Below are 18,704 nucleotides of genomic sequence, written 5' to 3'. Positions count from 1 at the left end.
CGTGGCAACCGTTACTCAACAACTCGCTCATGCCGCTGACGCCATGGGCGTTGCTGCGCACCACTTCGATCATGCCGCGCAAATCCCGCTGCATGGTGGCCAGGCTGCGAATCAATCGGCTGGCTTCGTCCTGGCGGTCCGTCTCGACAATCGGCTCGCTCAGGTTGCCATGGGCGATGCTGTCGGCGATACGGCTGGCGGTGCGCAGCGGCCCCATGATGCTCAGAATCACCCAGCGCCCCTGGGCCAGCAGCAGCAACAGACTGACGATCAGCACAGTGCCGAGGGCGACATTGGCGTTGCTGATGGCTTCGCGCGTGCCTTCGCTGGTCTGTTGCGTGTTGTGTTCAATCAGTTCGCTGAGAGCCGCCATCTGGTCTTCCAGTTGGCTGAACGCGCTGTTGAAGGCGGCCAGTTCCTTTTGTGCGGCGTCGGGGTTTTCCAGGGCCAGGCCGACGATGCGCTCAGCGGCGCTGATGTAGGTGTCGAGGCTGGGCTTGATCCGGTTCAACGCGGTTTTCAGAGTGTCGTTGACCGGCAGCTTGAGGTTCTCGCCGAGCATTTCCCGAAAATGCGCGGTGTGTTCCTCGATGGAACTGCGCACCTCGACCTTGCTGCTGGTGCTTTTGCCCAGCCCCACCAGCATCGCCGACAGCACGTCGGCGCGCAGGGCGTCATGCATCATGTCGGCTTCGAGGTGATTGCTCAGTGCCTTCATGCCGACGTCATTGTCCTGCACCGCTTGCGCCATCTGGCCATTTCCCAGGTAACTGACCATGCCCATGATCAACGCAGTGAGCACGCCAGTGCCGATCAGCAACAGTAAACGCAGTTTTATGGACACTCTGTGGTTCCTCTTTTCGCACGTTTGTCGTTTGGGCGGCTTCATCCTCTGAAGAACGCCCATTTGCTGAAGAGGTTATCGACTGCCCCGAGCGGTAGTTGACAGCCGGAGTCCGGGTTTTGCGGTTTTGTCGACATGCGGTAGGTCATCTTCCTCCAGCAATCCCTGCCCCCCATCTTCCATTTCAGAGGAAACCTGTTAGGTTGTACGACAACCTACAACAACAAGGAAACACCCATGAAGAAAGTCAAAGTGCTGATCGGTTTTCTCTGCCTGTTCAGCGGCTACGTGGCAGCGGCGGCCTCGTCGAGCGACAAGGACGTCGCGCAAGCCGTCGATCACCTGACCAACGCCATGCTGCACAAGGACATCGCGCAACTCCGGGCGCTGACTGCCGAGAACCTGACGTACGGACATTCCAGCGGCAAGATCCAGGACAAGCAGGCGTTCATCGCCGACATCGAAACCGGCAAAAGCGCGTTTAAGACCCTTGAAATGCAGAACCAGACCATCACCGTTTCCGGTGATGTCGCGCTGGTCCGCCACCACTTCTCGGCCCAGGCCCTCAAGGGCACCGAGGTGATTCCCACCGAAATCGAGAACTTTCAGATCTGGCAAAAGCAACACGGAAAATGGCTACTGGTAGGACGACAGGCGTTTAAATTCTGACAGTTGTTTAAGCAACACACACTGTGGCGAGGGAGCTTGCTCCCGCTGGGTCGCGAAGCGGCCCCAAAAGAAGGCCTGCTTCGCAGTCCAGCGGGAGCAAGCTCCCTCGCCACAGGTCATTCATTGTTCCTGCTATTTCCTGACCACCATCAGGCCACCCCCACTTCCACCCTCCCCTCGTTCAACCGCACCGGCCAGACCCGCAGACGCTGCTGCGGATACTCCAGGCAAGTGCCGTCTTCCAGGCGGAAATGCTGTTTGTAGATGGGCGATGCCACCACCAGGTCGCCTTTGATGCTGCCGACGAGGCCGCGGCCGATGACATTGGCCCCCGATTGCGGGTCGTGATTGTCAATGGCGTAGAGGTTTTTGCCCTCGATGCCCGGCAGATAGAACAGCGCCACTTGCGCGCCGTCCAGCCACACCACTACACCTGAGTCGTTCACCAGGTCCTGCTGGCTGCACACCGATTGCCAGTGGGCAGACGAGCCGGCTTCAACGCGTTGGGTATTGGAATGATTCATCAGGCGCTCTCCTCGGTGACAGGGATCAGATTGAGTTCGGCGGCCATGATCGGGCGCCGTTGACCGCGTTCCTGGACAAAGTGAATGTCCGGGTCCGGGCGTTTATCGTTGACGAAGGTGCGGAAGCGCTTGAGTTTTTCCGGGTCCTTGAGGGCGTTGGCCCACTCGCATTCGTAACGGTTGACCACCAGTTGCATCTGCGACTCGAGCTCGGCGCCCAGGCCCAGGCTGTCGTGGATGATCACGTCCTTGAGGTAGTCCAGGCCACCCTCCAGGCTTTCGCGCCACACCGAAGTGCGCTGCAACTTGTCGGCGGTGCGGATGTAGAACATCAGGAAGCGGTCGATGTAGCGGATCAGCGTCGCGTCATCCAGATCGGTGGCGAACAGTTCGGCATGACGCGGGCGCATGCCGCCGTTACCGGCGATGTAGAGGTTCCAGCCTTTCTCGGTGGCGATTACGCCGACGTCCTTGCTTTGCGCCTCGGCGCATTCACGGGTGCAACCGGACACCGCGAACTTGAGCTTGTGCGGCGAGCGCAGGCCCTTGTAGCGGTCTTCGATGGTCAGCGCCATTTGCACGCTGTCCTGCACACCGTAGCGGCACCAGGTGCTGCCGACGCAGGATTTCACCGTACGGGTCGATTTGCCGTAGGCGTGCCCGGTTTCGAAGCCCGCTTCAATCAACTCGCCCCAGATGTCCGGCAATTGATGCAATTGCGCCCCGAACAGGTCAATCCGCTGGCCGCCGGTGATTTTGGTATAGAGGTCGTATTTCTTCGCCACCACACCGATGGCGATCAGCTTGTCGGCAGTGATCTCGCCACCGGGAATGCGCGGCACGACCGAGTAGGTGCCGTTTTTCTGCATGTTGGCCATGAAGGTGTCGTTGGTGTCCTGCAACGGCACCAGCGACGGGTCCATGATCGGCTGGTTCCAGCACGACGCCAGGATCGAACCCACCGCCGGCTTGCACACATCGCAACCGGTGTGGCCACGGCCATGTTTGGCCAGCAGTTCTTCGAAGGTGATCACCCCTTCCACCCGCACCAGCGCATACAACTCCTGACGGGTGTAGGCGAAATGCTCGCACAGGCTCTTGTCGACACTGACGCCACGGGCGATCAGTTCGTGTTCGAAGACTTGCTTGAGCAGGCCGGCGCAACCGCCGCAGCCGGTGCACGCCTTGGTCTGCGACTTGAGCAGGCCCAGATCGGTGCAGCCGCCGTCGATGGCCGAGCAGATCGCGCCCTTGGTAACGTTGTGACAGGAACAGACGGTGGCCGTTTCCGGCAAGGCGCCAGGGCCGAGGGTCGGCGCGCCTTCGGACGATGGCAGGATCAAGGCAGCCGGTTCGGATGGCAAGGCAATCGCGTTCTGCATGTATTGCAGCAGCGTGTCGTAATAGCTGTTGTCACCGATCAGCACCGCACCCAGCACCTGCTTGCCGCTGGCGTCCACCACCAGACGGCGATAGCTGGCGGTCGTCTCGTCAATGAACTGATAACTGCGCGCGCCCGGCGTGTTGGCGTGAGCATCGCCGATGGAGCCGACATCGACACCCAGCAGTTTGAGCTTGGTCGACATGTCGGCGCCCTGGAACGGCTCCGCGACGTCCTCACACAGCCGCGCCGCAACGCTGCGCGCCATCTGGTAGCCGGGGGCAACCAGGCCGAACAGGCTGCCGTTCCATGAAGCGCACTCGCCGATGGCGTAGATGTTCGGGTCGCAGCTCAGGCAGGTGTCGTCAATCACCACCCCACCACGCGGGCCGATCTCCAGCGCACACTGGCGGGCCAACGCATCCTGGGCACGGATGCCGGCGGAGAACACCACCAGGTCGGTTTCCAGAAATTCATCGTTGGCAAAATTCATGCGATAGCGATAGTCCTCGCCCGCACTGATCGATTGCGTGGCGCGGGACAGGTGCACGCCGACGCCCAGCCGTTCGATCTGCGCCTTGAGCGCCAAACCACCCAGATCGTCCAGTTGCACCGGCATCAGGCGTGGCGCGAATTCCACTACATGAGCTTCCAGGCCCAGGCTCTTCAGAGCATTGGCCGCTTCCAGACCGAGCAAGCCACCGCCGACCACCACACCACGGCGCGCATCGGCCGCCGCGGCACGAATGGCATCGAGGTCTTCCAGGGTGCGATACACCAGCCGCGAATGACCTTCGGCGCCTTCAATCGGCGGCACGAACGGATAAGAGCCGGTGGCCAGGACCAGTTTGTCGTAATGCACGCAACCCTGTGCGGTGATGACTTGACGCTGTTCGCGGTCGATTTCCAGCACCGGTACACCCAGGTGCAATGTGACGCCGGGCGTCTCGTACAGCGAGGCGTCACTCAGCGCCAGCGACTCGGCATCGCGACCGGTAAAGTATTCGGACAAATGCACACGGTCGTAAGCACGCATCGGCTCCTCGCTGAAGACGTGCAAGCGATAGCGCCCCAGAGCGCCGCGCTCGATCAACTGCTCGACACAGTGATGCCCGACCATGCCATTGCCGATCACGACCAGCGTTTGCAGTTTGTTCAAAGTGGCTACATTGGAATTCATAAACGACACCTGCCCAAGCCCATCACGGTTCAAAAAGCAAAAAAAAACGCCTGAAACCTTGCGGTTCCAGGCGTCTTTGCCTGTTCTTTTGCGGTGTTGAAACCAGACGGCCATGCCTGATCCACCGATATTGCCCACGACCTGTGCGGTTGATCGATCGTCGTTGACCGAGCGGGCTGCCCATCTATGTAGAGGGGCTTGAGGGGATCAATGCAGGGTTTGTGCCAGTCGAAGATGGGGGCTGGAGAAATGGTCGGGGGACGGCGGTTCAGGCGGGTTTCAAGGCGAGTCGTATTCAACTGGCCGAGCGTGGCCGAGGGGAAGATGGATCAGCAAACCGCTACGCACTGGTGCACGCTGGCAGGCTTCGCGCTTTATAAAAGTGCATGTTGCTGTCGCAAATCGTCAGGCCGCAAGAAAGACTGTGGCGAGGGAGCTTGCTCCCGTTGGGGCGCGCAGCGGCCCTGAAACCGTATGCGCAGGTTTTGCGACTGCTGCGCAGTCGAACGGGAGCAAGCTCCCTCGCCACAGGTTTTTCGGTGTTTCAGCAGCACCGCGTATTGCACTTGCCCCGGCCAAACCGTGCTTCCTGGCGCTCACGGAAAAATGCCTCGTAAGTCATGACTGGCTCGTCGGGGGATTTGACCGCCATGAGCGCTACGTAATTATCGTAATCGGGAACACCCACCATTGACTGTGCGCTTTGGCGGAAGAACCGGGCGACCTGCTTCAGTTTATGGAACATGGCAATGCTCTCTATGGGGGATTGGATGGCCCCATGTAACCGCGCCGATGTATCTGCAATGTGTCCGTGCGCAGGGCATTTGTATCTTCGTGTAGCACCGGGACCGCGACCTTTTGGCGCAGGACCGGCGGGCGATCGATTGAGCGCCACAGGGCAACAGTTTGTTAACATCCCTGCGCTTTTTTTCGTCTGATCCGTCAGGCACTGTGTTTTCCCGGTTGCTACACAGGAAGCTTTTTTCCATGAGTACGTTGTATACCCGTCGCACGGTCCTGCGCGGCATGGGCCTGCTGAGCCTTGGCCTGCTCGCCGGCTGCGATGACAGCAGCAAGCTGTCGTTCAAGTACGGCAAGGATCTGAGCGACAAGATCATGGGACGTTCCTTCAAGCTCAAGGACGTCCAGGGCGAGACCCGGATGCTGGGCAGCTACCAGGGGCTGATGCCGATGATCTTCTTCGGTTTCACCCAATGCCCGGCCGTCTGCCCGACGACCCTGGCCCGCGCGGCCCAGGCGAAGAAACTGATGGGCCGCGATGGCGAACGCCTGCAAGTGATCTTCATCACCCTGGACCCCGAGCGCGACACGCCCGAAATGCTCGACAACTACGTCAAGGCCTTCGATCCGAGCTTCGAGGCACTGTCCGGTACGCTGGAAGAAACCGCCGCCACCGCCAAGGAGTTCGGCGTATTCTTCGAGAAGGTTCCGAGCGGCGATACCTACACCCTGTCCCACACCGCGACCAGCTTCGTGTTCGACTCCCGAGGCAATTTGCGCCTGGGCCTGTCCGCGTCCCTTACCGCTCAAGAGTGCGCAGAAGACCTGCTCACCGTCATGGAGGTCTGCTGATGACTTCGCTGTACTCAAAACGCCTGAAACAACTGGTGCTTGGCCTTTCCCTGATCGGCATGGCCTGGCAAGTGTCCGCGCAAACCCAGGTGAACGACGCCTGGGTTCGCGCCACGGTGGCCGGCCAGCATTCGACCGGCGCCTTCATGACCCTGCAGGCCGACACGGACAGCAAGTTGCTCAGCGTGCAGTCCCCGATCGCCAAGACGGTACAAATCCACCAGATGAGCATGAAAGACGATGTGATGCGCATGGGGCAGGTCGAGTCCGTCGAGTTACCGGCAGGCAAACCGGTGAGCCTGGATCCCAATGGCTACCACATCATGTTGATGGACCTGACCGCTCAGGTGGCAGAAGGCAGCAAAGTGCCCCTGACCCTGACCGTGGAAAACGCCAAGGGCGAGAAAGAGACAATCCAGGTCGAGGCCCAGGCCCGTTCCCTCGGCGCGATGGATCACAGCAAAATGGATCACAGCAAAATGCATTGAGGGTCTGACGGCCTCGATCAACGAGGCCGGTCACTGATAAGAGGTGCGCACCATGACGACGAACACTGAAACCGCCATCCTCGCCGGCGGCTGCTTCTGGGGCATGCAGGATCTGCTTCGACGCTACCCGGGCGTGCTGGCCACGCGGGTTGGCTACTCGGGCGGCGATGTGCCCAATGCGACCTACCGCAATCATGGCACCCATGCTGAAGCGATCGAAGTGGTCTTCGACCCACAGCAGATCAGCTATCGCCAGATTCTCGAATTTTTCTTCCAGATCCACGACCCGACCACCAAAAATCGCCAGGGTAATGACCTGGGTACGAGTTATCGCTCGGCCCTCTATTACCTGAGTAATGAACAGCGGCAAATCGCTGAAGATACCGTTGCCGACGTCGAAGCCTCCGGCCTCTGGCCCGGCAAGGTCGTCACCGAGATCGAGCCCGCCGGACCGTTCTGGGAAGCGGAGCCTGAGCATCAGGACTATCTGGAACACTACCCCAGCGGCTATACCTGCCACTTCATCCGGCCAAACTGGACGCTGCCGAAACGCCGCTGATGGTTGGTCCCCTGTAGGAGCGAACTCGCTCGCGATGGATGTCAACGATGACGCGGGGCGTCTGAATCCCCGTGTCGCGCTCAGGTTTATCGCGTGCGAGCCCGCTGCTACAGGGGTTAGGCCGCCCGTTCATTGACGCGTTGACGAATTGAGCACCACGGTTGCCGGGTTATTTGCGCTTGGCGGTATTGAGCGCCACGGCGGCGCGAATCAGCGCCTGCAGGGCGGCTTCATCGATGATGTCACCTTCATGCAGATCAATCGCGCGTCGGGTGTTGCCTTCCAGGCTGGCGTTGAACAGCTTTGAAGGATCGTCCAGCGCGGCGCCCTTGGCGAAGGTCATCTTCACCGCGTTCTTGTAGGTCTCGCCGGTGCAGATAATCCCGCCGTGCGACCACACCGGTACCCCGCGCCACTTCACTTCCTCGACCACCTCGGGGTCGGCCTGCCTGACCAGCGCCCGGACCCGCGCCAGCGTCTGGCCGCGCCAATCGTTCAGGTCGCGGATTTTCGCGTCGATCCGCTCGGAGGCAGAGCCCGTCTCTTCCTGTGAGTCAGTGATTTCCTTTTTCATGAGGGCTGGTGTCCTCGACGCGTGACGATTTTGTTGAAGGCAGGTAGCCGCGCTGGATCCAGACCCTGCGGTCGATAGCCTGTCGCAGCCGCTCGCGGTGTTCGGACCAGACCAGCGGGTCGACCGAGGTCGTCGAGCGCATCAATTCGAGCATGGCCGAATGGGCCGCGTGATATTCAGCCTGGGCGTCGCCGGCTCTGATTTTCAGGCGCTCGCTCTCAGTCATCTCCATCCGCCGCAGGGCCAGTACCGCTTCGTCGGTAATCAACGGACTCAACGTCAGTTGCGCCCGGTGGGGGGCCACGAATGGCTCGGTCTCCAGCACGAGTTCCCGGGCCCGCCGCGCTCCCCATTTCAATGCCGAAGCGAGCGGTTCGCGGAAACTGCGATCCGAAAAGGCTTCGAACAGGGCGCCACCACTGGCGTCGTAGATTCCGATAAAAACCTGGGTCATCCCCTCCAGCGTGATGCGCGCCTGCACTTCAATCTGCCGACCGTCGTTCAATACGTCTTCGTAGGTTTTGACGGGTAAGCGTTTATTGAGCCATAGCCAGAACTGTGCGCCTCTGCGTCGCATTGAAAACCCTCCCCGGTTTAATCACCGAGTAAGGCACAGGAAGGCGCTGTTCGCCACTCCATCGGTCGTTCGCAAATGAATGTGAATACTGCGCATTTTCAATCATCAAACGGCCATTGACGATCTAGACTTCATCAACAACGAGGCAGCAATCGCCGGTTCAATCAGCAGGCCGATAAAAACAAGGACATTCAACCTTGAACATTTCAACCCTTTGCCTCTTGGGGGGCCTGCTGGTATCCGCCGGGGCATGTGCCAACGGAGTCATTCCCGTCCTTGAACTGGACTTCACCAGGGCTGCCACCGAAACCCTGAAGAAACACGGCATCAACGACGCGTGCATCATCGCCGCGTCCAACCCTGGCGCGTTCACCTATTGCCGGGAAGGCTCGGCAACGCTCTGGAAGTATCAGGCGCTGGACCTCGATCAACAGGCGAAAAACCTCGAGGGTAATAAGCTGGCGTCAATGGATGACGGACGGATCTCCATCGTTGAAGCCGATAGTGCGGCCTGCGCGGAAGACACTCCCCAGCCACTGATTCACCCGACGATTATCCGCGCACTGGCCCTCGGCCTGATCATCCTGTTTCTGTTGATTGGCTTGCGCCACACCTACAGGGCAACCATGGACGGTTTTTTTGTCCCTACCATGAATATGGGCATACACCAGCAACGATCCGCCGGCCCGATGCGCTCGAATCGTTCGACGACGAAGGCCTTGGGGGCTTTCTCCATCGCCGCTGTCATCGCATTCGTTTATTTCGGCTACACCACGTTTTGAACAAGCCGACGGAGAGCGAACGAACCCGGTCAAAAATCCCGAACTCGTGCCATGGCGTTTAATCCAATGTGTAGTCACTGGAGGAAACGCCATGAATAAAGATGATCGTATTAACCCTGACGACAAGGGCCGTGACGCCGACAGCGCGGATGAACCCATGGCCACCCCGCCATCCGATGAGCCGGAAGCAGATGAGCTACAGCGCAAAATCGACAAGATCGAACGCAAGGTGGCGGATGGCAATTGAAACCCCGTGGGAGCGAGCCTGCTCGCGAAGGCGTAGTGTCAGGCACTTTTATTGTGGATGTGCCATCGCCTTCGCGAGCAGTCTCGCTCCCACATGGGGTTCCACATAAAGTTGGGGCCTCTGTCAGTTCCGACGGGTGACGGTGAGCGCCACGACCGCAATGCGCTCAACCCGCTCATAACCGGGCTTGAGCAGATCCTCCCCGAACACATCAGGATCCAGTTCGCGATAAGTCCAGCCAAATGTATCGCCGGCCAACTCCGGCAGGACGGCTTCCAGGAACGGATCCTGGCCGTCGACCATCGCCACGCCAGTGTAGAGCACCAGGCTGCCAGCCTTGTCCAGGCGCGGCAAAGATTCGCGCACGATGCGCAACGACAGCCCCTCCCCCAATGCCCCGCCGCCGTGGCGATAGGCGCGCTGCTGGCTGTCATTCATATAGGGCGGATTGGCAATGATCAGGTCGAATTGGCCTTCGACACTGCTCAGGATATCGCTGTGGTAGACGGTGACATTGGAGACTCCGGCCAGCTCGGCATTGACCGCCGACAGTCGCAGAGCCCGTGGATTGATGTCCACGGCCAGCACCTGGGCGTCATGTCGGGCGCGGGCGACGATCAGTGCACCGACACCGGCACCGCAACCAATGTCCACCACTCGCCGGATCGGCTCGAAATGCTGTTGCAGATGGGCTTCAATCATCTGCGCGAAGCGGTAGCTGTCGGGTCCGAAAAATATCGAGTCGGCGTGCGTGGTGGGATATGCCGAGTGAGCGAACAGCAATCCGTCGAGGCTCGACCAGCGCACAGTGCTACGCCAGAGCAAGCCCTCCTGTTCGACGATGCCCGCCTGTTCCAACGCAGTGAGTTCATCCGCCGGCAACAGTGCGTGATCGAACGGCATCGACCAACCGAAGACACCGCGCAGGTCCTTCGCCAACGGTGTGGTGAAGCGCTGGAGGAATCTTTCGTGGGTCAAAGGGGTCGGCGTGATGAAACGATAGCCCTCGGCGATCAGCCGCCTGCCCAACGCCAGTAGCGCGCGATCGGCGATTTGTTGTACTGACATTCAACACTCCTTGAGTCAGCGTAACCGCGAACGCAGTTCGATGAAGCGCCGGGTGGCGAACAACCCCGCCGGGCGATGGTGCCGTTGTGCCAACAGCCAGGGCATCAGTGATTCAAGTTCCTGGCGCGGCGACTGGTGGTGCAGGCTGGCCTGTAACGCCTTGAGTTCCGGATCATCCGCCGTACCTGCACGTTCAACGCTATTGCTGCTGTGATCCCGTAGCGGCGCTGGCTGCCGTTTGGGATCTTGCCCATCACCGGCGATCCAGTCGTGGATCAACTGTTTTTCGTAACCATCGAACACGCCAAACATCGCCGCCGTACTGCCCTCGATCAATTGCCAGAATCGACTTTCCTGCGGTGGACGATGACGCTTGATCCAACCCTTGCGCTGCAGGGCTGCGAGAAAATCCTCGATATGACCAGGCGACGACAACCACTGGTTGATGGTTTGCCCTTCGACCTTGCAGTAGTCGGAATGCATGTGCTGACCGAAGCCACGCTTGCGTTCAAGCATGGCGATCACTTCGCGCTCCAGCTCAAAGGCTTTAATGATGGCAGTCGAACCGAGGCCCAGATCGTTGAGGCGATAGCCCAGGGTCACGCGCCGATAGAACTCGTCCCTGCCCCCATCCAGGGGCAACAGTTCCAGCAGCGACTGGACCGCCTTGCGCCCATGACCGCTGCTGACGTTGTCGATGGTCACATGCAAGGTGAAGTAGTACGGGTCGATACCCAATTCCCGCAATTCATGGGCGCTGATCAACAGGTGCAACGGTAATTGCTCGTAGCCCAGGTTGTAGCCGATCACCTCCGGCATGAAGGCGGCGCTGCAACTGCCCAGCGCCAGTTGCATCGCGCCCTGCACAAAGTGCTCGTCATTCAGGCCTTGCTGATCGTCACAGCCCTGTTCGGCCAGCAGTGTGCGATAGATCGACACATGGTTCTGCCGGGGATCACCCTTGCCCAACTCTTCAAGGTAGGTGGTCAGCAGGCCATCGAAGCGGTAGTCCTGCCAGTGCTCCAATACCCCCTGCAGCCAGGCACCGTCGACCTCTTTGGTCGGTGCGACCCGTTGCAGGAAATACAAGGCGTGGGCCTTGTTCTGAAAATAACGGCGCCCCGCTCCCTGCTGGCGCTCGACGAGGTAGCCGGCGTAGTCGCGAGCGACGTCGGCGCAATGCCGTTCGGCCCAGGCTGCCAGATGTTGCGGTGTGTCGGGCAGATCGCAAGGGAGTTGGGCGGCGCGGGCCAGCTGCTGCCGCAAAAAGGCTTCGGCCTGCTCTTGAGCGTGCGGAGCATTGCGGTACAGCACGCCATACAGTTCGCGCACGTCGCTGGACCCCGCAAGCGGCGAGGGAGAGCCGGTCAAGGCATTGAATACGGTCATGACCCGCTCCTCTAGCGTCTATCGTCGGACAGCGGCGTTTGCTCATCAGCCTCCGGCAGCTCCCTCCCCGCCAGATCATCCCAGTCTTCCGGGCGTTGGACGGTACCGGGATCCGGCGTGGTCAGCGGATCGTATTTGCCCGGGTCGTCGGGATTGAGCGACGGTGAATCGGGCTCGGGCCGGGAAGGAACGGAATCCTGCGCCTGATCCTGCCGCTGCATGTTGTCCTGGAAAGTCGAATCGGTAGTCATACCCACCTCTACAAAAAAGGTCCGGAAACGCCGGGTCGTACAGGTTTGAAGAGGCGGGGGCGCAGGCGTGCATTCGAATTGACGAGCGGCATCAATCTACGCTTCATGGCTCGCCCGCCGCGACGCGCTGTCCTTTTTCCAGTGATCCGATACCCGCTATTTGCAATGCGCGCAAAGCGCCATTCGTGCAGCCTGCATGGCGCGGCTCAACCTCCATGGAAAATAACTCACTGATTACAAGGGGATTTACGCCCACGATTCGATTGGCACAGTCAATGCTGCCTATGTTTGGAAACCAGGGGTGCCGGCTTAGACCGGCGCAACACTTTCCGTGACAGTGAGGCAAGATAATGAACGCCATCGACATGCTCCAAGCCGACCATGAACGAGTGAAAGGCATCCTGACCCAGTTGGAAGATTCAACTGAACGCGCGGTAAAAAAACGCGCCGAGCTGCTTGCAAAACTGGAGATGGAAATCACGATCCATACCAGGCTCGAAGAAGAGATTCTCTACCCTGCCTACAAAAAAGCCGGCGGTAAAGAACAGGAAAAAATGTACTACGAGGCCAAGGAAGAACACCGCACGGTCGACTCGCTGGTCATGCCGGACCTCAAGATGACCGATCCCGCCAGCGTCGAGTTTTCCGGACGCGCAAAAGTGGTCAAGGAGCTACTTGAGCATCACATCGAAGAAGAGGAAAAAGAGATGTTCCCCGAGGCCAGGAAGCTCTTGGGCAAAGCGCAACTTGAGGAGTTGGGCAAACAGATGGAGACGATGAAAGCAGCCTGTAAAAAAGAACTGAACGGCGGCAACATCGCAGCCTGACCGCGACAACGCTGGTCACTCCGGCGCGTCAGTTTCTGCAAACCTGAAGCCCGCTATCTTCATGGCGGGTTTCTTGATTTATCACCCGCAGGACGGAGGACTTCACCATGATTGCCCCATCAACCGGCATGAAACCGGGTGAGCGTTACATCGTCGAAAGCGTTGAGCGTGCCCATCATTTTCCCGGTTTCTTTCTCGACGCAAAGTACTACCTGGAGCCCGAATTACAAACCGCCGTCGGCTGGCTCGAAGGCCAGCAATTTCTGTACGACCAACTCGACCCGACAGGCGAGCCGGTGTTTCCCGGCCGGGTTGCCGGCACCATCGAAGACCTGACCTTGACCCTGGCCGATGGCGCGCGCCTGACATTGAGCGAAGAGCCGTTCCGCGCCCAGGCAGATCTACCCCTGCCAGTGATCGATGGCCGTCCTGTTCAGCGATATGTACAACGCCCTTCTCCGCTGCTGGTGGCCGCCGCAGCGTTGTTGATCGGCGGTTGCCTGCTGGCGATCAATCGCGTTCGAGGGCGAAACCGTAATCACCGGACATCGGCTTCAGACTCCTGAACCACCCGGGGCGGTAATCGGCGCATGTTGAGCCATCAGCTCGGCGACCCAATCGATGAACACGCGTACCTTGCGGCTGATATGCCGGTTGGGAGGAAAGGCCACGTAGATCGGCATTGGATCGAGGCGCCAGTCTTCGAACAGGGGCACCAGTTCGCCCCGCGCCAAATGGGGCCTGGACATGTAGTCGGGCAACCAGAGAACCCCCATCCCGGCCAGGCCTGCCGCGATGTACGCATTGCCATCGTCGACGGCCAGCACGTAGCGACCTCTGATCTGCACACTCTCGCTGGCATTGCGCATGGCGTATGGCAATGCCCGGCCGGTACGCGCCCACAGGAAGCCGACGATACGATGATCGGAATCTTCCAGTTCCCGTGGATGCAAGGGTTTACCCATTCGTTCCAGATAACTCGGCGCTGCAAACACCCCGAGCTGCAAGTCCCCCACCCGCCTCGCCATCAGTGACTGATCGCTGAGCTCGCCGCCGCGTACTACGCAATCGACGTTCTCATCAATCAGATCGACGATGCGGTCACTGACGCCCATGTCGATCTGGATGTCGGGATATCGGGCGTGAAAATCAGGCAGTGCCGGGACCAGGATCATGCTCGCCAGCGGGCTGGGCACATCCACCCGCAGTCGGCCCCTGGGTACTGCCGAGGCACCCGACAGGCTGGTTTCGGCATCGTCCAGGTCGGCCAACAGACGCACCACGCGCTCGTAATAGACCGCGCCATCGGCAGTGACGTTGACCTTGCGCGTGGTGCGGTTGAGCAATTTCACCCGCAAGCGTGCCTCCAGTTGCTGCACCAATTGCGTCACGCTGGTCTTGCTCATGTGCAGGGTTTCGGCAGCCTTGGTGAAGCTGCCCGCCTCCACCACCCGGGCAAATGCCTGCATCGCATCGAAACGGTCCATACCTGCCCCAATAGCTAGCGGATTGTTTGGTATTTACAAACAGTGATAGTTGCAGTTGCGCGTTTATCCGGCAAGCCCGTGGACCTACAGTCCCTCCATCGTTAACCGCGGATCGGTTTTGATCCGCTGATGGAGGTCTGTATGACAAAGCGTGATGTTGTTTTTCCACCCGGCCGCCAGGCGCTGTATGAGCGCAATCGCTACTCGCCGGCGATCCGCTCCAATGGCTTTTTGTTCGTTTCGGGGCAAGTGGGCAGTCGCGAAGATGGCTCGCCCGAACCGGATCTGGAGACCCAGGTCCGGCAAGCGTTCAACAACCTGAATGGGATTCTGGGCGCTGCCGGTTGCAGCTTCGATGATGTGGTAGACATCACCGTCTTCATCGTCGATCCCGAAACAAGGTTCGAGACGATCTGGAAGGTGGTACCCGAGTTCTGGGGCCAGGCGCCGCACCCGACGTTGACCGCCGTCGGCGTCACCTGGCTCTATGGCTTCCAGTTCGAGATCAAGGTTATCGCCAGGCTTCCCGAAACCGCGGGAAGCTGAGCGGCGGTCACTCTTTGGCCAGCCCGCCAGGCAGCGCGGCGCCCTGCTGGAAGATCACGGTCTGTGCCGGCATCGGCGCCGGGAAACCGGCCTCTCCGAGGGCATCTTTGATGATGCGGTTGGTGTCGAAATACACCTGCCAATAGTGCTCGTTGTGACAGTACGGACGCACCGCCAACACCGGCCCGACCAGGTTGAACTCGAGGATTTCCACGTCGACCGCAGGGGTTTCGAGCACATTGGGGATGGCGGCAATCTTCTCTTTCAGCAAGGCCGCGGCCGCTTTCCAGTCGGCGGCGCCGGACAGTTGCGCCTTGAGTTCGACGCGGCGGAACGGGTTGTGGGTGAAGTTCTGGATGTTGTCGCTGAAGATCTTGTTGTTGCCCACCAGGGTCAGCACGTTGTCCGGGGTGTTGATCGCGGTCGCGAACAGGCCGATCTCGGTGACGGTGCCGACAACCCCGCCCGCCGAGATGAAGTCACCGACCTTGAACGGACGCAGCACAATGATGAAAGCACCGGCCGCCAGGTTCGCCAGCAGCCCCGACCAGGCCATGCCGATCGCCAGGCCGACGGCAGCAAGCAGCGCGGCGAAGGTGGTGGTCTGCATGCCGAGGTAACCGAGGATGGCGATCACCAGGATGATGTTCAGCGTCACGGTGATGGCCGAACCGACATAGCGCAACACGGTCGGATCGACTTTCTGCTTGCCCAAGGCTTTCTGCACCATGCCGACGGCAAAGCCGATCAACCAGCGGCCGACGATCCAGAAGGCAATGGCGGTCAGCATCTTGACCGCGAAAGCCACGCCATAAGCCTGCACCACGGCAATGAGCGCGTTGAATTTCTCGGTGGTTACGTTAACGATTGTTTCGTCCATGGCAGTGGCTCTCGCATATGAGGGGCAACCTCAAAACGCTAGCACAGCCGGGCCGGGCTGCCAGTGCAGGAGAGTTCTCAGCCGGATTTCGGGTTCGACAAATGCCCCCTTGTGAGAGCGGGCCTGCTCGCGAAAGCGGTGGGTCAGTCAACAATGATGTTGGATGTACCGCCCTCTTCGCGAGCAGGCTCACTCCCACAAGGGATTCGGTGTGTATTCAGATTTCGGGGTCGACAGCTGATGCCCCCTGTGGGAGCGAGCCTGCTCGCGAAAGCGGTGGGTCAGTCAACAATGATGTTGGATGTACCGCCCTCTTCGCGAGCAGGCTCGCTCCCACAAGGGATTCGATGTGTATTCAGATTTCGGGGTCGACAGCTGATGCCCCCTGTGGGAGCGAGCCTGCTCGCGAAAGCGGTGGGTCAGTCAACATTGATGTTGAATGTGATGCCGTCTTCGCGAGCAGGCTCGCTCCCACAAGGGATTCGGTGTGTATTCAGATTTCGGGGTCGACAGCTGATGCCCCTTGTGAGAGCGGGACTGCTCGCGAAAGCGGTGGGTCAGTCAACAATGATGTTGAATGTGATGCCGTCTCGCGAGCAGGCTCGCTCCCACAAGGGATTCGATGTGTATTCAGATTTCGGGGTCGACAGCTGATGCCCCTGTGGGAGCGAGCCTGCTCGCGAAGGCGGTGGGTCAGTCAACAATGATGTTGGATGTACCGCCCTCTTCGCGAGCAGGCTCGCTCCCACAGGGTTTGAGCCCTTAGTGCGGGGCGCGGGGGATGGTTTTGAGCAGGTCGTCGGGGCTGATGTAGCCGACCACGGGCTGGACGCTGCCCGGTTGCGGCAGGTCGAGGATGTGGCCCTTCATCTTGCCGATCACGTGCATCTCGCAAGGCTTGCAGTCGAACTTCAGCGTCAGCACTTCATCGCCGTGAATCAGCTGCATCGGCGCCACCTTGGTGCGCACGCCGGTGACGCCCTTGGCTTGTTTCGGGCAGAGGTTGAAGGAGAAGCGCAGGCAATGCTTGGTGATCATCACCGGCACTTCACCCGTCTCCTCGTGGGCCTCATACGCCGCGTCGATCAGCTTGACCCCGTGACGATGATAGAAATCACGGGCCTTCTGGTTGTAGACGTTGGCCAGGAACGACAGGTGCGACTCCGGGTAGACCGGCGGCGGATTGGTTTCGGCCTTGCGGCCGCCCCGAGGGTGGGCCAGCAGCCGGGCCGCCGTCAGCGCTTCGATCACTTCGCGGCGCAAGGCCTTGAGCTGCGAGTTGGGGATGAAGTACGCCTGCGGTGCATCCAGTGCGACGTCGGTGGCGTGGTATTCGGTGGTGCCCAGTTGACCGAGCAGGTCGCGCAGTTGCTCCAGCGCCTGCTCCGGCTTGTTGGCCAGGCCGAACGGACCGTCCAGGGACACGCTGGCGCTGACGCCCTCCTCGCTGGTGGCGGTGAGTTGCAGACGCTGCTCGTCCAGGCGCGCGACCCAGGCCAGGCCGATGCGACGTTCGGCGGAGGTCTTCTGCAGGGCTTGCTGCCAGTTGTGGTCCAGGTTGCGGCTCAGTGGATGATTCGGGCGCAACTGGTGCAGACCTTTAGGCATCTCGTTGGGTTCGACGCGGTAGCGGTAACGCTTTTCGCCGTCCTCTTCGAACTCGCCTCTTGGTTCGGCAATGTTGGTCCGCCAGCCCACCACCTCGCGCTTGACCAGCACATTGAGTCCGTCGCCGTTGGACAGTGGTTCCTGGGTGACAACGATCAGGTCGCGCTTGCCGACTTTTTCCACCACGCCCACCGGCAGGCCGGTGAAGGTCGGCGAGTCGAAGGCGCCGATGTCGATCTTGCGGTCGCTGACGAAGTAGTCGGTGCTGCCACGGTGGAAGGTCTTGTCCGGGTCGGGCACGAAGAAGTGCGCGGTGCGGCCGCTGGAAGCACGAGCCAGGTCCGGGCGATCTTCGAGCACATCATCCAGGCGCTGGCGGTAATAGGCAGTGATGTTCTTCACATAACCCATGTCCTTGTAGCGCCCTTCGATCTTGAACGAACGCACGCCGGCTTCCACCAGGGCGCGGATGTTGGCGCTCTGGTTGTTGTCTTTCATCGACAGCAGGTGCTTTTCGTAGGCGACGACGCGGCCCTGGTCATCCTTGAGGGTGTACGGCAGACGGCAGGCCTGGGAACAGTCGCCACGGTTGGCACTGCGACCGGTCTGCGCGTGGGAAATGTTGCACTGGCCGGAGAACGCCACGCACAGCGCGCCATGGATGAAAAACTCGATCGCGGCGTCGGTCTCGTCGGCGATGGCGCGGATTTCCTGAAGGTTCAGCTCGCGGGCCAGGACCAGTTGCGAGAAACCGGCCTGATCGAGGAACTTCGCCCGCGCCAGGGTGCGGATGTCGGTCTGGGTGCTGGCGTGCAGCTCGATCGGCGGGATGTCGAGCTCCATCACGCCCAGATCCTGGACGATCAACGCATCGACACCGGCATCGTACAACTCGTGGATCAGCTTGCGCGCCGGCTCCAGTTCGTTGTCGTGCAGGATGGTGTTGATGGTGGTGAACACCCGGGCGTGGTAGCGATGGGCGAACTCCACCAGGCCGGCGATATCGCTCACTTCGTTGCAGGCGTTGTGGCGCGCGCCGAAGCTCGGGCCGCCGAGGTACACGGCGTCGGCGCCATGCAGGATGGCCTCGCGGGCGATGGCTACGTCGCGGGCGGGGCTGAGCAATTCCAGGTGATGCTTGGGCAAGGACATAGTTTTTTTTAGTCAGGCTGTCACGGTCGAGGGGCGCATTGTAGCGGCGAAATGCCTGATGGGCATCCGTGTGCTGCC

General features: G+C 60.3%; 20 protein-coding genes and 1 pseudogene. 9 read left to right on the top strand and 12 right to left on the bottom strand.

What is annotated here, in order from left to right:
- Nucleotides 1–88: 88 nt before the first annotated feature.
- Nucleotides 89–889 (bottom strand): annotated as a pseudogene (locus CKW21_RS32335) (MCP four helix bundle domain-containing protein); the annotation flags it as partial.
- Between the two features lie 192 nt (nucleotides 890–1,081).
- Between CKW21_RS32335 and CKW21_RS17285 the strand changes: the two are divergent.
- Nucleotides 1,082–1,513, top strand: coding sequence for a nuclear transport factor 2 family protein (locus CKW21_RS17285; protein ID WP_095195164.1), 432 nt, complete (start codon nucleotides 1,082–1,084; stop codon nucleotides 1,511–1,513).
- A 149-nt stretch (nucleotides 1,514–1,662) separates the two neighbouring features.
- Here CKW21_RS17285 and nirD read toward each other — a convergent pair whose 3' ends face one another.
- The 3 genes from nirD to CKW21_RS17270 form a co-directional block, all read right to left on the bottom strand.
- Entirely contained in the window at nucleotides 1,663–2,037 is a 375-nt protein-coding gene (nirD, locus tag CKW21_RS17280; RefSeq protein WP_095195163.1) for a nitrite reductase small subunit NirD, read from the bottom strand.
- The gene (gene nirB, locus CKW21_RS17275) at nucleotides 2,037–4,598 is read right to left on the bottom strand and encodes a nitrite reductase large subunit NirB (protein ID WP_095195162.1); all 2,562 of its coding nucleotides are present in this window, start codon (nucleotides 4,596–4,598) and stop codon (nucleotides 2,037–2,039) included. Before nirB ends, nirD begins: the two co-directional genes overlap by 1 nt.
- A gap of 544 nt (nucleotides 4,599–5,142) precedes the next feature.
- Entirely contained in the window at nucleotides 5,143–5,343 is a 201-nt protein-coding gene (locus CKW21_RS17270) for a YbdD/YjiX family protein (RefSeq protein ID WP_095195161.1), read from the bottom strand.
- 242 nt (nucleotides 5,344–5,585) lie between these two features.
- On the opposite strand from CKW21_RS17270, the gene CKW21_RS17265 reads away from it, so the two are divergent.
- From CKW21_RS17265 to msrA, 3 genes are read left to right on the top strand one after another with little or no spacing between them, the layout of a single operon-like run.
- A complete protein-coding gene (locus CKW21_RS17265; protein WP_095195160.1) occupies nucleotides 5,586–6,191 on the top strand; it encodes an SCO family protein in 606 nt (201 codons plus the stop codon).
- On the top strand, nucleotides 6,191–6,679 hold the full coding sequence (locus CKW21_RS17260; RefSeq protein ID WP_095195159.1) for a copper chaperone PCu(A)C: 489 nt from the start codon (nucleotides 6,191–6,193) through the stop codon (nucleotides 6,677–6,679). The genes CKW21_RS17265 and CKW21_RS17260 overlap by 1 nt, the downstream gene beginning before the upstream one ends.
- A gap of 52 nt (nucleotides 6,680–6,731) precedes the next feature.
- On the top strand, nucleotides 6,732–7,238 hold the full coding sequence (gene msrA, locus CKW21_RS17255) for a peptide-methionine (S)-S-oxide reductase MsrA (RefSeq protein WP_095195158.1): 507 nt from the start codon (nucleotides 6,732–6,734) through the stop codon (nucleotides 7,236–7,238).
- A gap of 169 nt (nucleotides 7,239–7,407) precedes the next feature.
- Here the strand turns inward: msrA and CKW21_RS17250 are convergent, their stop codons facing one another.
- Together CKW21_RS17250 and CKW21_RS17245 are read right to left on the bottom strand one after the other, a co-directional pair.
- Entirely contained in the window at nucleotides 7,408–7,812 is a 405-nt protein-coding gene (locus CKW21_RS17250) for a DUF1801 domain-containing protein (RefSeq protein WP_095195157.1), read from the bottom strand.
- Nucleotides 7,793–8,389, bottom strand: coding sequence for a hypothetical protein (locus tag CKW21_RS17245; RefSeq protein ID WP_095195156.1), 597 nt, complete (start codon nucleotides 8,387–8,389; stop codon nucleotides 7,793–7,795). The genes CKW21_RS17250 and CKW21_RS17245 overlap by 20 nt, the downstream gene beginning before the upstream one ends.
- Nucleotides 8,390–8,586: 197 nt before the next feature.
- On the opposite strand from CKW21_RS17245, the gene CKW21_RS17240 reads away from it, so the two are divergent.
- Both CKW21_RS17240 and CKW21_RS31525 read left to right on the top strand, forming a co-directional pair.
- Nucleotides 8,587–9,171, top strand: a complete 585-nt coding sequence (locus CKW21_RS17240) for a hypothetical protein (protein WP_095195155.1) — start codon at nucleotides 8,587–8,589, stop codon at nucleotides 9,169–9,171.
- A 91-nt stretch (nucleotides 9,172–9,262) separates the two neighbouring features.
- Complete coding sequence (locus CKW21_RS31525) at nucleotides 9,263–9,418, top strand: hypothetical protein (protein ID WP_170948684.1); 156 nt, start codon at nucleotides 9,263–9,265, stop codon at nucleotides 9,416–9,418.
- Nucleotides 9,419–9,541: 123 nt separating this feature from the next.
- Here the strand turns inward: CKW21_RS31525 and CKW21_RS17235 are convergent, their stop codons facing one another.
- Genes CKW21_RS17235 through CKW21_RS17225 form a run of 3 tightly spaced genes read right to left on the bottom strand, consistent with a single transcriptional unit; the run spans nucleotide 9,542 to nucleotide 12,126 of the window.
- Nucleotides 9,542–10,486 carry a class I SAM-dependent methyltransferase gene (locus CKW21_RS17235; protein WP_095195154.1) on the bottom strand — a complete coding sequence of 315 codons (945 nt, stop codon included), beginning with the start codon at nucleotides 10,484–10,486 and terminating at the stop codon, nucleotides 9,542–9,544.
- Between the two features lie 15 nt (nucleotides 10,487–10,501).
- The gene (locus CKW21_RS17230; RefSeq protein ID WP_095195153.1) at nucleotides 10,502–11,875 is read right to left on the bottom strand and encodes an iron-containing redox enzyme family protein; all 1,374 of its coding nucleotides are present in this window, start codon (nucleotides 11,873–11,875) and stop codon (nucleotides 10,502–10,504) included.
- Between the two features lie 11 nt (nucleotides 11,876–11,886).
- Nucleotides 11,887–12,126, bottom strand: coding sequence for a hypothetical protein (locus CKW21_RS17225; protein ID WP_095195152.1), 240 nt, complete (start codon nucleotides 12,124–12,126; stop codon nucleotides 11,887–11,889).
- A gap of 350 nt (nucleotides 12,127–12,476) precedes the next feature.
- On the opposite strand from CKW21_RS17225, the gene CKW21_RS17220 reads away from it, so the two are divergent.
- On the top strand, nucleotides 12,477–12,953 hold the full coding sequence (locus tag CKW21_RS17220; RefSeq protein ID WP_095195151.1) for a hemerythrin domain-containing protein: 477 nt from the start codon (nucleotides 12,477–12,479) through the stop codon (nucleotides 12,951–12,953).
- A 107-nt stretch (nucleotides 12,954–13,060) separates the two neighbouring features.
- On the top strand, nucleotides 13,061–13,519 hold the full coding sequence (locus CKW21_RS17215; RefSeq protein ID WP_095195150.1) for a short chain dehydrogenase: 459 nt from the start codon (nucleotides 13,061–13,063) through the stop codon (nucleotides 13,517–13,519).
- Here the strand turns inward: CKW21_RS17215 and CKW21_RS17210 are convergent.
- Entirely contained in the window at nucleotides 13,508–14,440 is a 933-nt protein-coding gene (locus tag CKW21_RS17210) for a LysR family transcriptional regulator (RefSeq protein WP_095195149.1), read from the bottom strand. The genes CKW21_RS17215 and CKW21_RS17210 overlap by 12 nt on opposite strands.
- Before the next feature lie 141 nt (nucleotides 14,441–14,581).
- Here CKW21_RS17210 and CKW21_RS17205 point away from each other — a divergent pair, with 141 nt between their 5' ends.
- Complete coding sequence (locus CKW21_RS17205; protein WP_095195148.1) at nucleotides 14,582–14,986, top strand: RidA family protein; 405 nt, start codon at nucleotides 14,582–14,584, stop codon at nucleotides 14,984–14,986.
- Nucleotides 14,987–14,993: 7 nt separating this feature from the next.
- On the opposite strand, the gene CKW21_RS17200 is transcribed toward CKW21_RS17205, so the two are convergent.
- Both CKW21_RS17200 and CKW21_RS17190 read right to left on the bottom strand, forming a co-directional pair.
- Nucleotides 14,994–15,866: a mechanosensitive ion channel family protein gene (locus CKW21_RS17200; RefSeq protein WP_095195147.1), complete on the bottom strand. Its 873-nt coding sequence runs from the start codon at nucleotides 15,864–15,866 to the stop codon at nucleotides 14,994–14,996.
- 762 nt (nucleotides 15,867–16,628) lie between these two features.
- Nucleotides 16,629–18,626, bottom strand: coding sequence for a U32 family peptidase (locus CKW21_RS17190; RefSeq protein WP_095195145.1), 1,998 nt, complete (start codon nucleotides 18,624–18,626; stop codon nucleotides 16,629–16,631).
- Nucleotides 18,627–18,704: the final 78 nt, after the last annotated feature.

It is taken from the genome of Pseudomonas sp. Irchel 3A7 (assembly GCF_900187565.1).
GTDB lineage: Bacteria > Pseudomonadota > Gammaproteobacteria > Pseudomonadales > Pseudomonadaceae > Aquipseudomonas.
Note: the sequence above shows the minus strand (reverse complement) of the source record. Positions and strands in the feature narration are given on the sequence as shown.

Excerpts from the sequence above, each read along its gene's own strand:
- CKW21_RS17285 (WP_095195164.1), top strand. The coding sequence starts at position 1,082 with ATGAAGAAAGTCAAAGTGCTGATCGGTTTTCTCTGCCTGTTCAGCGGC.
- nirD (WP_095195163.1), bottom strand. The coding sequence starts at position 2,037 with ATGAATCATTCCAATACCCAACGCGTTGAAGCCGGCTCGTCTGCCCAC.
- nirB (WP_095195162.1), bottom strand. The coding sequence starts at position 4,598 with ATGAATTCCAATGTAGCCACTTTGAACAAACTGCAAACGCTGGTCGTG.
- CKW21_RS17270 (WP_095195161.1), bottom strand. The coding sequence starts at position 5,343 with ATGTTCCATAAACTGAAGCAGGTCGCCCGGTTCTTCCGCCAAAGCGCA.
- CKW21_RS17265 (WP_095195160.1), top strand. The coding sequence starts at position 5,586 with ATGAGTACGTTGTATACCCGTCGCACGGTCCTGCGCGGCATGGGCCTG.
- CKW21_RS17260 (WP_095195159.1), top strand. The coding sequence starts at position 6,191 with ATGACTTCGCTGTACTCAAAACGCCTGAAACAACTGGTGCTTGGCCTT.
- msrA (WP_095195158.1), top strand. The coding sequence starts at position 6,732 with ATGACGACGAACACTGAAACCGCCATCCTCGCCGGCGGCTGCTTCTGG.
- CKW21_RS17250 (WP_095195157.1), bottom strand. The coding sequence starts at position 7,812 with ATGAAAAAGGAAATCACTGACTCACAGGAAGAGACGGGCTCTGCCTCC.
- CKW21_RS17245 (WP_095195156.1), bottom strand. The coding sequence starts at position 8,389 with ATGCGACGCAGAGGCGCACAGTTCTGGCTATGGCTCAATAAACGCTTA.
- CKW21_RS31525 (WP_170948684.1), top strand. The coding sequence starts at position 9,263 with ATGAATAAAGATGATCGTATTAACCCTGACGACAAGGGCCGTGACGCC.
- CKW21_RS17235 (WP_095195154.1), bottom strand. The coding sequence starts at position 10,486 with ATGTCAGTACAACAAATCGCCGATCGCGCGCTACTGGCGTTGGGCAGG.
- CKW21_RS17230 (WP_095195153.1), bottom strand. The coding sequence starts at position 11,875 with ATGACCGTATTCAATGCCTTGACCGGCTCTCCCTCGCCGCTTGCGGGG.
- CKW21_RS17225 (WP_095195152.1), bottom strand. The coding sequence starts at position 12,126 with ATGACTACCGATTCGACTTTCCAGGACAACATGCAGCGGCAGGATCAG.
- CKW21_RS17220 (WP_095195151.1), top strand. The coding sequence starts at position 12,477 with ATGAACGCCATCGACATGCTCCAAGCCGACCATGAACGAGTGAAAGGC.
- CKW21_RS17215 (WP_095195150.1), top strand. The coding sequence starts at position 13,061 with ATGATTGCCCCATCAACCGGCATGAAACCGGGTGAGCGTTACATCGTC.
- CKW21_RS17210 (WP_095195149.1), bottom strand. The coding sequence starts at position 14,440 with ATGGACCGTTTCGATGCGATGCAGGCATTTGCCCGGGTGGTGGAGGCG.
- CKW21_RS17205 (WP_095195148.1), top strand. The coding sequence starts at position 14,582 with ATGACAAAGCGTGATGTTGTTTTTCCACCCGGCCGCCAGGCGCTGTAT.
- CKW21_RS17200 (WP_095195147.1), bottom strand. The coding sequence starts at position 15,866 with ATGGACGAAACAATCGTTAACGTAACCACCGAGAAATTCAACGCGCTC.
- CKW21_RS17190 (WP_095195145.1), bottom strand. The coding sequence starts at position 18,626 with ATGTCCTTGCCCAAGCATCACCTGGAATTGCTCAGCCCCGCCCGCGAC.